At 70.4% G+C, this 12,274-nt stretch carries 12 protein-coding genes; 4 read left to right on the forward strand and 8 right to left on the reverse strand.

The annotated features are described in order from the left end of the window. On the forward strand, positions 1 to 834 hold an 834-nt coding region (locus ACWGH4_RS20015), incomplete at its 5' end, for an ABC transporter permease (protein WP_453462527.1). A 103-nt stretch (positions 835 to 937) separates the two neighbouring features. On the opposite strand, the gene ACWGH4_RS20020 is transcribed toward ACWGH4_RS20015, so the two are convergent. Both ACWGH4_RS20020 and ACWGH4_RS20025 read right to left on the reverse strand, forming a co-directional pair. Continuing rightward, the gene (locus tag ACWGH4_RS20020; RefSeq protein WP_453462530.1) at positions 938 to 2,254 is read right to left on the reverse strand and encodes a M28 family metallopeptidase; all 1,317 of its coding nucleotides are present in this window, start codon (positions 2,252 to 2,254) and stop codon (positions 938 to 940) included. Positions 2,255 to 2,492: 238 nt separating this feature from the next. Next, complete coding sequence (locus ACWGH4_RS20025) at positions 2,493 to 2,942, reverse strand: VOC family protein (RefSeq protein ID WP_453462533.1); 450 nt, start codon at positions 2,940 to 2,942, stop codon at positions 2,493 to 2,495. 21 nt (positions 2,943 to 2,963) lie between these two features. Between ACWGH4_RS20025 and ACWGH4_RS20030 the strand changes: the two genes are divergently transcribed. After that, positions 2,964 to 3,575 carry a CGNR zinc finger domain-containing protein gene (locus tag ACWGH4_RS20030; protein ID WP_453462536.1) on the forward strand — a complete coding sequence of 204 codons (612 nt, stop codon included), beginning with the start codon at positions 2,964 to 2,966 and terminating at the stop codon, positions 3,573 to 3,575. A gap of 88 nt (positions 3,576 to 3,663) precedes the next feature. Next, positions 3,664 to 4,017: a DUF6401 family natural product biosynthesis protein gene (locus tag ACWGH4_RS20035; protein WP_453462539.1), complete on the forward strand. Its 354-nt coding sequence runs from the start codon at positions 3,664 to 3,666 to the stop codon at positions 4,015 to 4,017. Between the two features lie 556 nt (positions 4,018 to 4,573). On the opposite strand, the gene ACWGH4_RS20040 is transcribed toward ACWGH4_RS20035, so the two are convergent. The 3 genes from ACWGH4_RS20040 to ACWGH4_RS20050 form a co-directional block, all read right to left on the reverse strand. Beyond that, positions 4,574 to 5,485 (reverse strand): membrane protein, encoded by a 912-nt coding sequence (locus ACWGH4_RS20040; protein ID WP_453462542.1) that lies wholly within the window; start codon positions 5,483 to 5,485, stop codon positions 4,574 to 4,576. 189 nt (positions 5,486 to 5,674) lie between these two features. Beyond that, positions 5,675 to 6,673, reverse strand: coding sequence for an EamA family transporter RarD (rarD, locus tag ACWGH4_RS20045; RefSeq protein WP_453462545.1), 999 nt, complete (start codon positions 6,671 to 6,673; stop codon positions 5,675 to 5,677). Between the two features lie 114 nt (positions 6,674 to 6,787). Beyond that, complete coding sequence (locus ACWGH4_RS20050) at positions 6,788 to 7,648, reverse strand: SDR family oxidoreductase (RefSeq protein ID WP_453462548.1); 861 nt, start codon at positions 7,646 to 7,648, stop codon at positions 6,788 to 6,790. Positions 7,649 to 7,744: 96 nt separating this feature from the next. Between ACWGH4_RS20050 and ACWGH4_RS20055 the strand changes: the two genes are divergently transcribed. After that, entirely contained in the window at positions 7,745 to 8,146 is a 402-nt protein-coding gene (locus ACWGH4_RS20055) for a winged helix-turn-helix transcriptional regulator (protein ID WP_441265706.1), read from the forward strand. A 13-nt stretch (positions 8,147 to 8,159) separates the two neighbouring features. On the opposite strand, the gene ACWGH4_RS20060 is transcribed toward ACWGH4_RS20055, so the two are convergent. The 3 genes from ACWGH4_RS20060 to ACWGH4_RS20070 form a co-directional block, all read right to left on the reverse strand. Then, positions 8,160 to 9,209, reverse strand: coding sequence for a 2-oxoacid:ferredoxin oxidoreductase subunit beta (locus ACWGH4_RS20060; protein ID WP_453462552.1), 1,050 nt, complete (start codon positions 9,207 to 9,209; stop codon positions 8,160 to 8,162). Then, positions 9,202 to 11,148 carry a 2-oxoacid:acceptor oxidoreductase subunit alpha gene (locus tag ACWGH4_RS20065; protein WP_453462555.1) on the reverse strand — a complete coding sequence of 649 codons (1,947 nt, stop codon included), beginning with the start codon at positions 11,146 to 11,148 and terminating at the stop codon, positions 9,202 to 9,204. The genes ACWGH4_RS20060 and ACWGH4_RS20065 overlap by 8 nt, the downstream gene beginning before the upstream one ends. Positions 11,149 to 11,419: 271 nt before the next feature. Continuing rightward, complete coding sequence (locus ACWGH4_RS20070) at positions 11,420 to 12,079, reverse strand: LuxR C-terminal-related transcriptional regulator (protein WP_441265788.1); 660 nt, start codon at positions 12,077 to 12,079, stop codon at positions 11,420 to 11,422. Between the last annotated feature and the right edge of the window lie 195 nt (positions 12,080 to 12,274).

A 12,274-nucleotide genomic window follows, 5' to 3' on the forward strand; every position in this document is an offset into this window, starting at 1 on the left:
GGCCTGTTCCGTTCCGAGCTGACGCTCACCTTCCGCCGCTGGCGCAGCCTGGCCCTGCTGGGGGTGCTGGCCGCTGTGCCGGTGCTCATCGGCGTCGCCGTGAAGATCGAGACGAGCGACGGCGGCGCGGTGGGCGGCGGGGGTGCCCCCGACGGCGGCGCCGGGGTCGCCTTCGTCTCGCAGATCACCAACAACGGGCTGTTCCTGGTCTTCGCCGCCCTGGCGGCGACCCTGCCGTTCTTCCTGCCGATGGCGGTCGGGGTCGTCGCCGGAGACGCGGTCGCGGGCGAGGCGAGCGCCGGCACCCTGCGCTACCTGCTGGTGGCGCCCGCCGGACGGGCCCGGCTGCTGCTCGTCAAGTTCGCCGCCGTCATGGCCTTCTGCCTGGTGGCCACGCTGACGGTGGCTCTGTCGGCGCTCGCGGTGGGGCTGTTGCTCTTCCCGGCCGGTGATGTCACGACCATCTCGGGCGTTCCCGTCCCGTTCACGGAGGGGCTGTGGCGGGCCGTGCTGATCGCGGCGGTCGTCGCGGGATCACTGGTGGGACTGGCCGCGATCGGCCTGTTCGTGTCGACGCTGACGAGCAGCGGCATCGCGGCGATGGCGACCACGGTGGGGCTGCTGATCACCGTGCAGATCCTTCAGTCGGTCCCGCAACTGGAAGCCGTCCACCCGTATCTCTTCACTCACCACTGGATGTCCTTCGCGGACCTGATGCGCGAACCGTTCCTGTGGGACGGGGTGCTGCGGAACCTGGGCCTTCAGGCGGTGTACGCGGCGGTGTTCGGCTCGGCGGCGTGGGCCCGTTTCACCTCGAGGGACATCACGTCCTGAGCCCGGCACGCCCCGGACCGTACGACGACCGCATGCGCGTGCCCCCGGAATCAGGAGGCACGCGCATGCGGCAGGCCGCTGGTGACGGCCCGCCGGCGGCGGGTCAGAAGGTCAGTTTCCAGCTGTCGATGTACCCGGTGTCGTAGCGCGCGACGTCCTGGACGCGCAGCTTCCAGTCGCCGTTGGCCGCTTCGGTGGACGCGTCCACGGTGTACGTGGTGATGACGTTGTCCGCGGAGTCGCTGCCGCTCGAGTTCTTCAGCCGGTAGGCCGTGCCGTCGGGTGCCACCAGGTCCACGACCAGGTCGCCGCGCCAGGTGTGCTTGATGTCCACGCCGACCCTGAGCGCGGCGGGCGCGTTGCCGGTGCGGCCGGTGACGGACACGGTGGATGTGACGGCGGCGCCGGCGTCAGGGACGGCGACGTCGGTGGTGTTCTCGTACAGCTCGCCGGGAGGCTCCGTCGTTCCCGCGGACAGCGTCCACAGCGCATGGGCGACCGCGTCGCTGTTGCGGTCCAGTGCGGTGTCGTTGATGTTCGACAGGGAGTCGCACGAGGAGTGGTAGCAGCGGTCGAAGGCCTGACCGGCCGTGCCGCCCCACTTCTGGGCCTGGGCGCTGGTCTTCGTGCGGCTCGCGCCGGTGAACAGTCCGCCGACCGGTATGCCCACGTTCTTGAACGACGCGTGGTCCGAGCGGCCGTCGCCCTCGGTCTCGATCTCGGTGGGGACCCCGAGGCCCGCGAAGTAGCTCTTGAAGGTCTGCTCGATCGTCGGGTCGTCGTCGTAGACGAAGTAGCCCGGGTTGGGGGAGCCGATCATGTCGAAGTTCAGATAGCCGGAGATCTTCGAACGCTCCGTCGACGGCAGGCTGTTGACGTAGTGCTTCGAGCCGACCAGCCCCAGCTCCTCCGCTCCCCACCAGCCGAAGCGCAGATGCTTCGCGGGCTGGAGCTGGGCGCGGGAGACGGCGAGCGCGGCCTCCAGCACGGCCGCGGAACCGGAGCCGTTGTCGTTGATGCCGGCGCCGGAGCTGACGGAGTCGAGGTGCGCGCCGGCCATCACCGTGCGGTTGACGTCACCGCCGGGCCAGTCGGCTATCAGGTTGTAGCCGGTGGTGCCGTTGTAGCTGAACTGCTGGACGGAGGTGGTGAATCCGGCAGCGTCCAGCTGGGCCTTCACATAGTCGACGGAGGCCTTGTAGCCGGCCCGGCCGTGGGCTCGGTTGCCGCCGTTCTCGGTGGCGATCGTCTGGAGGCGGTTCAGGTGCGCCTTGACGTTGGCGAGCGGTATGTCGGGTGCCGCGAGGGCGGACACCGGGGCCGCGGGAGCGGCGGACGCCGTGGGCGCGCCGGACGCGAGCAGCCCTGCCAGGGCGAACGCGGCGGCCACGGCGGAACATCTGGGAACGGAGAGCTTCATGTGGGGGCTCCGGATTCCGTACGGGGACAGGACGGAACGTGCGTGACGCCCCGGGGTTGGCGGTCCCCGGGGCGCTGGAGCGTGCTTGTCGAACGCGATGCGTGTGCTTGTGCGTTGTGCGTGCTGATGTTCAGTGACGATCTGACAAGGCGTCAAGGGCGGAAATCGGTCATGACCGTTCGCTCAACGGACATGCGCGGGCCCGCCCCTGGACGGTCCCCGGACACCTGATGGACGGTCACTGGACGCAGAACTCGTTGCCCTCCGGGTCGCTCATCACCACCCATTGCCCGCCCTGCTCGTTCACCCGGCGCAGCGCGGTCGCCCCCAGCGACTCCAGCCTCGCGGTCTCCGCCTCCATCTCCCCCGGGGCGGCGTGCAGATCGATGTGGACCCGGTTCTTCACCGTCTTCGGCTCCGGCACCCGCTGGAACAGCACACGGCGGCCGAGCCCGGCGTCGCTCACCTTGTCGTGGTCGTCGTCCGGATGCCGGACCGCGGCCAGATCGCGCCACGCGCGGCGACCGCGGGTTTCCAGGGTCGCCTCCGCCGGCGCCGCGCCCTGCGCGAGGAGTTGCTCGATGAGTGTGCTGTGGTCCTCGACCACGTAGCCGAGGGCTTGCGCCCAGAAGTCGGCCTGAGCGTGCGGATCCGCCGAGTCGATCACGAGCTTCCAATGCAGCGTCATGAAACCAGTTATAGTGGTTACATGGTGAAGAGGGCAACAGACGCGCCGGGCATGCTGCTGGAACCCCCCTCCGGCGGCGCGTTCCGCTTCGACCCGGGCGCGCTGTGCCTGGAACTGCTCACCACCGGCGGCCCCGGCAGCCTCGCGGGCTACGAGGTTCTGCACGACCCGGCCGCGCTGCTGCGCTGGGTGGCGGCCTGCCGGCTGCCCGGGGAGTTGCGCCTGAGCGTGGACGACGCGGGGGTGGCCGCCGCCCGCACCCTGCGGAACGCCGTGTGGGGCATGGCCGCCGCGACGGCGCACGGCGACGACATGGACCCTGCCGACGTGTCCGCGGTCAACACGGCGGCCGCGGCCCCCGCGCTGGTGCCCCGTATCGGCGCGGACGGATCGAGACAGTGGTCGCCGGACGCGACGGTCGGGCAGTTGCTCTCCACCGTGGCCCGAGACGCCGTGGACCTTTTCACCGGTCCGTACGCGCACCGGGTCCGTGAGTGCGGATCGCACGACTGCCGACTGGTCTTCGTCGACACCTCACGGCCGGGGCGCCGCCGTTGGTGCGCGATGGAGCGGTGCGGCAACCGCAACAAGGTGCGGGCACACCGCGCCCGCCACACGGAGGATGACCGATGAACGGCGACAGCCGCGGCAGTCGGCCCGAGGGGCGTTCTGCGACCGATGTCACGTCTTGGGGCGATCGTTCTGCGTCTAACGTGTAGGGATGGACGCTCTGCCCCACAGCGGGCCGCCCGGCTGCCCGCTGGTCGGCGTTGCCGCCACATACATGCCCCGGCTCTCGGAGTTCTCCTTCGAACCGGGGCTTGTCGCTGCCGTCGACCAGCACGCGGCGGCGGTGCGAGATGCCCTGATGCCGCTGGTTCCAGGCCCCCGCCGGGCGCCCCGCGAGGAGTCGGCCGGCATGGTGCGGCGGGAGGATCTCGCGGACTACGTCCTGGGGTTCACCGACTGGCTCGCGGAGATCGACTGGTCGGAACCGGTCGGCTACGACTTCGCGACGCTGCGGCTCACCGCCGTCTGCTGGCTGATCCGCGAACACGACCTGCTGGCCGGCTGATCCGGCAGCGCGATCTGCTGGGCAACTGATCCCCCGAGCGCGACGTGCCGGGCCATGAGCCGCGAGCACGACCGGCCGAGCCGTGAGCGGCGGGCAGCACCGGCCGGGCGCCGGTCCGGGAGCTTGGCCTGCTGGTGATCCGTGAGCAGGACCTGCTGAGCCGTGAGCGGCGGGCAGGGCCGGCAGGGGCTCCATCCGGGAGCTTGACCTGCCGGACATGATCCGGGGCAGGACTCCAGGGCGCAGACCCGCGAGCACGACGTGCCGGGCCATGAGCCGCGAGCACGCCGGTCGGCAGTTGATCGATGAGCACGATCTGCCGAGCCGTGAGCGGCGGGCAGGACATGCCGGGCGCTGAGGCGCGGGCAGGACCTGTTGGGCCATGTCGCGGGCCGCGAGCCTGCCGTCCGTCAGCGGCGGCAGGACCGGCCGGCCGCTGGTCCCGGAGTAGGCCTGCCGGGCCGGGATTCGTGAGCGTGACCCGCCGGGACGTGCCGCGGGCGCTTCCTGGCGGCCGGTGACCGGCGAGGAAGCGCCCGGATTCGTGCCGCGCCCGTCACATGGGGTCGCGGCCGTTGCCCAGCGGCGGCTGCGGACCGGAGTCCGGGCCGCGGCCCCGGTCGCGCCGCTGCTCCGGGCCGGGCTCCCGCCCGAAGTCGGGACCCTTGCCCTGGCGGCCTGCCTCCTGGCTGCCCATGTCCGGTCGCGCCGCCTGCCGCTCGCCCGCGGGCTGGCCCGCGGCGGCATCGGCACGACCGCGCTGGTAGGCGCTGATGGTGTCCTTGGCGCGGCCCGACTCGGCCTCCGCAGTCGCGAGCCACCGCTCCCAGCGTTGCCGCATCGGACCGATGAGACCGCCGCCGACGCCGACGATCAGGATGCCCGCCATCGCGGCGAGCGCGGCCCAGAGCACCGGACCGGTGACCGAGGTCGCGATCTGGGCCTGGCTGAGCGCGGCGATCACGCCGAGTCCCACGATGAAGGCCCAGGCGATCGTCCCGAGCATCCGGCCGTAGGAGGTCCCGGACAGGGCGCCCTGGATGATGTCGCGGACGGCACGCGCGATGGCCATGGCCACGACGACGATGACACAGGCGACGATGGCCTTCGGGATCCAGGAAACCGCCCCGTTGATCATGTTGCTGATCGGGTTCGGTCCGAACACCCCGAAAGCCAGTTGCAGGGCGACCAGCAGGATCGCGTAGTAGAGGATCTTGCTGATGATCCCCGTGGCGTCGTAGTTCGAGTTCCTGAGGGTGTTCGAGAGACCGCTGCGCTCCGACATCCGCTCGAAGCCGACCTTGCGCAGCAGTTTGTCGGCCACCTTGGCTATCGCCTTGGCGATGAACCAGCCGATGACCAGGATCGCCAGAAAAGCGATGAACTTCGGGATGAACTGGGCCACGGCGGACCACGCGTCGCTGAGGCCTTGGCCGAAGTCGACCGATAGCGCGAGGGGTTGCTGCATGGCGCACTCACTCCGCTCTGTGGACTACCGCGGTCCGTCCGACCGGGGCCTGGACTTCCGGTGGTAGCACCGGTCGGCAGGTCCCGGCCTGCGCCGGGAGCGGGAGCTGCGCCGTTCGAGTGGTTATTGGTCCTCGTGGGCGTGGCCCGGCCGCATGACGCGGCCGGGGCGTGTAAAGCGCTGCTCGTATCAGGAGGCGGGCCCGTCCGCGGCGCGGGCCGCAGCAGCGCTGGCATGTCCGGTGGTGACGGGCGCCGCGCCGGAGGCGGCCGCCTGGGCCGCCAGCCGCAGGGCTTCGGTCTTGTTGCGGCGCGCGGTGCGCAGCGCGTCCCACGTCAGGCAGGTCAGGGCCAGCCACACCAGGGCGAAGCCCGCCCAGCGCTCCGCCGGCATCGCCTCGTGGAAGTAGAGGATGCCCAGCAGGAACTGGAAGACCGGGGCCAAGTACTGGAGGAGCCCCAGCGTGGAGAGCGGGACGCGGATCGCCGCGGCGCCGAAGCAGACCAGCGGTACGGCCGTCACCAGCCCGGTCGCGGCGAGCAGCGCCGCGTGCCCGGCGCCGTGGGGGCCGAAGGTCGCGGAGCCGTCCGTGCCCAGCCAGACGAGGAACGCCATCGCCGGCAGGAACTGGACGGCGGTCTCGGCGGCCAGCGACTCCAGCCCGCCGATGTTGACCTTCTTCTTCACGAGTCCGTACGTGGCGAACGAGAAGGCGAGTGTCAGCGAGATCCATGGCGGCTGCCCGTAGCCGATGGCCAGGACCAGCACAGCGGCGAGGCCGATGCCGACCGCGGCCCACTGTGCGGGGCGGAGCCGTTCCTTCAGGAGCAGCACGCCCATGGCGATGGTGACCAGCGGGTTGATGAAGTAGCCGAGCGAGGCCTCGACGACATGGCCCGAGTTCACGGACCAGATGTAGAGGCCCCAGTTGACCGTGATCACCGCGGCGGCGAGGGCGATGAGCCCCAGCTTGCGCGGCTCACGGGCCAGTTCGCGTATCCAGCCCCACCGCCGGAGGGCCAGGAGGGCGATGCCCACGATGGCGAGGGACCAGACCATCCGGTGGGCGAGGATCTCCATGGCGCCGGACGGCTTGAGCAGTGGCCAGAAGAGCGGGACCAGGCCCCACATCCCGTAGGCACCGATCCCGTACAGCAGTCCTGCCCGCTGTTCCTTGTCCGACTTCACTGACCCTCCCGCCGTGCTCGCGCGTCCCTCGAAGAAGGTACGCCCGGCAGGGGCGGGATGTCATGCCCGTATCGCCATACGGTCATGACGGATCTTGGTGAGGGGCCGGTCCGATCAGGCGCCGGTCAGCGCCGCCGAGATCGTGTCGGCAAGCGGCGTGGTGGGCCGTCCGGCGAGCCGGGCCAGGTCGCCGGTGGTCCGCGCCAGAAGGCCGCGCGCGATGGCCGCGTCGACGTCGACGAGGATGCGGGCGAACGGCTCCGGCACCCCCGCCCCGGTGAGAATCGACAGATGGGTCTCGGCCGGGACCTCGTTGTAGGTGATGGTGCGGCCGGTCTGCCGCGACAGTTCGGCCGCGTACTCGGCCAGTGACCATGCCGTGTCACCGCTCAGCTCGTACGCCCGGCCCAGGTGTCCCTCGCCGGTCAGCACGGCCGCGGCGGCGGCCGCGTAGTCGGCGCGCGTGGCGGAGGCGATCCGGCCGTCACCGGCGCTGCCGACGACCGCCCCGTGCTCCAGGACGGAGGAGAGGGCGGCGGTGTAGTTCTCCGTGTACCAGCCGTTGCGCAGGAAGGTGTACGGGACGCCGGAGTCGAGGATCAACTGCTCGGTCGCCCGGTGCTCGGCGGCCAGGTCGAAGTCCGCGTCGGGCCCGCCGAGGACGCCGGTGTACGCCAGCTGGGCGACGCCGGCCGCCTTCGCCGCCTCGATCACCGCGGTGTGCTGCGGCACCCGGCGGCCCACCTCGCTGCCGGAGACGAGCAGGACGCGATCGCCGGGGCGGAAGGCCCCGTCGAGGGTGGCGGGCTCGTCGTAGTCGGCGACGCGCAGCTCGACCCCGCGGTCGGCGAGGTCCGCGCCCTTCTCCTTGTCGCGGACGACGGCGGCGACCCGGTCGGCGGGGACGGTGGCGAGCAGTTCGTCGACGACGAGACGGCCGAGGGCTCCGGTGGCACCGGTCACGACGATGTTCATGTGGGGTTTCTCCGTTTCACGGGGGGCGTGCTCCGGATCGACCCTAGGGAACTCACTAACTATTCGTAAGTACCCACTTTGAAGTAAGGTACTGGTATGGCTGTAAGTGATGACCGGCTCCGCGTCCCCGATGTGAACCGCGAGATGTGCCCCTCCCGGCTGATCCTCGAGCACGTCACCAGCCGGTGGGGAGTCCTCGTGCTGGCCGCGCTGCTGGAGCGCTCGTACCGCTTCAGCGAACTGCGCAGGGAGATCGGCGGGGTCAGCGAGAAGATGCTCGCCCAGACCCTCCAGACGCTGGAGCGCGACGGCTTCGTGCACCGTGACGCCAAGCCCGTCATCCCGCCCCGCGTGGACTATTCGCTCACCCCGCTCGGCAAGGAGGCCGCCGACCAGGTGTGGGGGCTGGCCCGCTGGAGCGAGCGGCGGGTGACGGACGTGGAGGCGGCGCGCGTCTCGTACGACGACGAGAAGGCACGCGCCGCCGCCTCCCTGTGAGGCCCGGCGATCGTCAGCCGACGACCGTCCAGGTGTCGTTGCCGGTGAGCAGGGCGGCCAGGTCGCCCTTGCCGTGCTGTTCGACGGCGGTGTCGAGCTGTTCGGCCATGAGCGTGTCGTAGACCGGGCGCTGAACACTGCGGAGCACACCGATCGGGGTGTGGTGGAGCGTGTCCGCGTCGGCGAGCCGCGAGAGCGCGAACGCCGTGGTCGGGGATGCCGCGTGCGCGTCGTGGACCAGGATGTCCGCCTCGTTCTCCGCCGTGACGGCCACCACCTCGAGGTCGCCGGTGGACCGGTTGCGGACCACGCCCTTGCCGCCCTCGGCGCCGAAGCGGATCGGCTGCCCGTGCTCCAGCCGGATGACCGCGTCCTGCGCCTGCTCCTTGTCCTTGAGGGCTTCGAAGGCGCCGTCGTTGAAGATGTTGCAGTTCTGGTAGATCTCGATCAGCGCCGTGCCCTGATGGTCCGCGGCCTGGCGCAGCACCTCGGTGAGGTGCTTGCGGTCGGAGTCGACGGTACGGGCGACGAACGAGGCCTCCGCGCCGATCGCCAGTGACACCGGGTTGAACGGGGCGTCGAGGGAGCCCATCGGCGTCGACTTGGTGATCTTGCCCAGTTCCGACGTGGGGCTGTACTGGCCCTTGGTGAGCCCGTAGATCCGGTTGTTGAACAACAGGATCTTCAGGTTGACGTTGCGGCGCAGGGCATGGATGAGGTGGTTGCCGCCGATGGACAGCGCGTCACCGTCGCCGGTGACCACCCAGACGGACAGATCACGGCGGGACGAGGCCAGGCCGGTGGCGATGGCGGGGGCGCGGCCATGGATGGAGTGCATCCCGTAGGTGTTCATGTAGTACGGGAAACGCGACGAGCAGCCGATGCCGGAGACGAAGACGATGTTCTCCTTCGCCAGCCCCAGTTCCGGCATGAAGCCCTGCACGGCCGCGAGGACGGCGTAGTCGCCGCAGCCGGGGCACCAGCGCACTTCCTGGTCGGACTTGAAGTCCTTCATGGACTGCTTGGCCTCGGCCTTGGGCACCAGCGAGAGCGCCTCAGTCATTGATGGCCTCCTGGAGGACGTGGGCGAGCTGCTGCGCCTTGAACGGCATGCCGTTGACCTGGTTGAACGAGCGTGCGTCGACGAGGTACTTCGCCCGGACGAGGCCGGCGAGCTGGCCGAGGTTCATCTCGGGCACGACGACCTTGTCGTACTGCTTCAGCACCGTCCCGAGGTTCTTCGGGAACGGGTTGAGGTGGCGCAGATGTGCCTGGGCGATCGGGGTGCCGGTGGTGCGCAGCCGGCGCACCGCCGCCGTGATCGGCCCGTAGGTGGAGCCCCAGCCCAGGACGAGGGTGCGCGCGCCGTCGGGATCGTCGACGTCGAGGTCGGGGACCTCGATGCCGTCGATCTTGGCCTGGCGGGTGCGGACCATGAAGTCGTGGTTGGCCGGGTCGTACGAGATGTTGCCGGTGCCGTCCTGCTTCTCGATGCCGCCGATACGGTGCTCCAGGCCCGGGGTGCCCGGCACCGCCCAGGGGCGGGCCAGGGTGTGCGGGTCGCGCTTGTAGGGCCAGAACACCTCGGTGCCGTCAGCCAGTTCGTGGTTGGGTCCGTTGGCGAACTGCACCCGCAGATCGGGCAGCTCGTCGACGTCCGGGACGCGCCACGGCTCCGAGCCGTTGGCGAGATAGCCGTCGGAGAGCAGGAACACCGGCGTCCGGTACGTCAGCGCGATCCTCGCCGCGTCCAGTGCCGCGTCGAAGCAGTCCGCGGGTGTGCGCGGCGCGACGACCGGCACCGGCGCCTCACCGTTGCGCCCGTACATGGCCTGCAGCAGATCCGCCTGCTCCGTCTTCGTCGGCAGCCCCGTCGAGGGACCACCACGCTGGATGTCCACCACCAGCAGCGGCAGCTCGAGCGAGACCGCGAGCCCGATGGTCTCCGACTTGAGCGCCACACCGGGACCGGAGGTCGTCGTGACGGCGAGAGAGCCGCCGAACGCGGCGCCCAGCGCCGCCCCGATCCCGGCGATCTCGTCCTCGGCCTGGAAGGTGCGCACGCCGAAGTTCTTGTGCTTCGACAGCTCGTGCAGGATGTCGGAAGCGGGGGTGATCGGGTAGGAGCCCAGGTAGAGCGGCAGGTCCGCCTGCTTGCTCGCCGCGATCAGCCCGTACGACAGGGCCAGGTTCCCGGAGATGTTGCGGTACGTGCCCGTCGGGAACGCCGTGCTCGCCGGGGCCACCTCGTAGGAGACCGCGAAGTCCTCCGTGGTCTCGCCGAAGTTCCAGCCGGCCCGGAACGCCGCGATGTTCGCCTCGGCGATGTTCGGCTTCTTGGCGAACTTCTGCCGCAGGAAGCTCTCCGTACCCTCAGTGGGCCGGTGGTACATCCAGCTCAGCAGCCCGAGCGCGAACATGTTCTTGCTGCGCTCGGCCTCCTTGCGGGACAGCCCGAAGTCCTTCAGGGCCTCGATCGTCAGCGTCGTCAGCGGCACCGGATGGACGCTGTAGCCGTCGAGCGACCCGTCTTCCAGCGGCGACGTCTCGTAGCCCACCTTCGCCATGGCCCGCTTCGCGAACTCGTCGGTGTTGACGATGATCTCGCTGCCGCGCGGCACGTCGGCGATGTTCGCCTTCAGGGCCGCCGGGTTCATGGCCACCAGGACGTTCGGTGCGTCACCCGGGGTGAGGATGTCGTGGTCGGCGAAGTGCAACTGGAAGCTGGAGACGCCCGGCAGGGTGCCGGCGGGCGCCCGGATCTCGGCGGGGAAATTGGGAAGTGTGGAGAGGTCGTTGCCGAACGACGCCGTCTCCGAGGTGAACCTGTCACCCGTGAGCTGCATGCCGTCGCCGGAGTCACCCGCGAAACGGATGATCACCCGGTCCAGACGGCGGATCTCCTTTTCGCCGGCGCGCCTGCGCTGCTCGCCGACGAGGGCCTCATCGGACCCGTTGACCTCATCGGCCTGCTCGGCCGGGCTACTGACCTTGCTGGTCACTGAACTGGACCTCCCTCGAGGCGGTTCCTCGGGCCCGACCGGCCCACCGGCCGTCCCACTGGCCACCCTACGACCGTAAGGGTCGCCTTCCCCGGACCGCTCGCATGTCGGACGCCCAGCAGTGACGCCGTGACGCCCTGGTTCGTCATGCTTTCCCTGCCCTTGGCCTTCCCGGAAGCCGCTCCCCCCTCATACTCCGGCCGCGGGCCTACCGCATCGCTCGAGGACCGGCAGAGCGCCGGCGGGCCGGGTCCTCCGGCCCGCCGGACGGTCACGAATTGAGGTACGTCAGCACCGCCAGTACGCGCCGGTGGTCCCCCTCGCTGGGAGAGAGCCCGAGCTTCAGGAAAATGTTGCTGACATGCTTCTCCACCGCCCCGTCGCTCACGACGAGCTGCTTGGCGATCGCCGAATTCGTACGGCCCTCGGCCATCAGACCCAGCACCTCACGCTCGCGCGGAGTGAGACCGGCCAGCACGTCCTGCTTACGGCTGCGGCCGAGCAGCTGCGCCACGACCTCCGGGTCCAGTGCGGTACCGCCCTGCGCGACCCGCACCACGGCATCGACGAACTCTCGTACTTCCGCTACCCGGTCCTTGAGCAGGTAGCCCACTCCCCGGCTGCTCCCGGCCAGCAGTTCCGTGGCGTACTGCTCCTCCACGTACTGGGACAGGACCAGCACCCCGACTCCGGGATGGTCCCGGCGCAGTTGCACCGCCGCCCGCACACCCTCGTCGGTGTGCGTCGGGGGCATACGGACGTCCGCGACCACGACGTCCGGCAGCGCGCTCTGCGCGGCCAGCTCGTCGATCGTCTTGATCAGGGCCTCCGCGTCACCCACCCCGGCGACCACGTCGTGTCCCCGGTCGGTCAGCAGCCGGGTCAGGCCCTCCCGAAGCAGTACGGAATCCTCGGCGATGACCACCCGCACGCTGTCCTCCACAGTCCCGATTCCCCCTGTTGATGTGTTTCCCACCCTGTCCGTCCCAGCATCCCAGGATCGGAGCGCCCTCGGGCCCCCTCGGGTTTTTCCCGGTCACCGCACCGGGGGACGCAGAAGTGGGGCAGGGGGTTGCCACGGTGCTGCGGGCGCGGGGCTCAGGCAGTACGGCGCCCCCGCCAGGGC

The sequence above is a fragment of the Streptomyces sp. NPDC054847 genome (assembly GCF_053610925.1).

Coding starts and splice junctions, on each gene's coding strand:
- ACWGH4_RS20020 (WP_453462530.1), bottom strand. CDS start 2,254: ATGAAGCTCTCCGTTCCCAGATGTTCCGCCGTGGCCGCCGCGTTCGCC.
- ACWGH4_RS20025 (WP_453462533.1), bottom strand. CDS start 2,942: ATGACGCTGCATTGGAAGCTCGTGATCGACTCGGCGGATCCGCACGCT.
- ACWGH4_RS20030 (WP_453462536.1), top strand. CDS start 2,964: ATGGTGAAGAGGGCAACAGACGCGCCGGGCATGCTGCTGGAACCCCCC.
- ACWGH4_RS20035 (WP_453462539.1), top strand. CDS start 3,664: ATGGACGCTCTGCCCCACAGCGGGCCGCCCGGCTGCCCGCTGGTCGGC.
- ACWGH4_RS20040 (WP_453462542.1), bottom strand. CDS start 5,485: ATGCAGCAACCCCTCGCGCTATCGGTCGACTTCGGCCAAGGCCTCAGC.
- ACWGH4_RS20050 (WP_453462548.1), bottom strand. CDS start 7,648: ATGAACATCGTCGTGACCGGTGCCACCGGAGCCCTCGGCCGTCTCGTC.
- ACWGH4_RS20055 (WP_441265706.1), top strand. CDS start 7,745: ATGGCTGTAAGTGATGACCGGCTCCGCGTCCCCGATGTGAACCGCGAG.
- ACWGH4_RS20060 (WP_453462552.1), bottom strand. CDS start 9,209: ATGACTGAGGCGCTCTCGCTGGTGCCCAAGGCCGAGGCCAAGCAGTCC.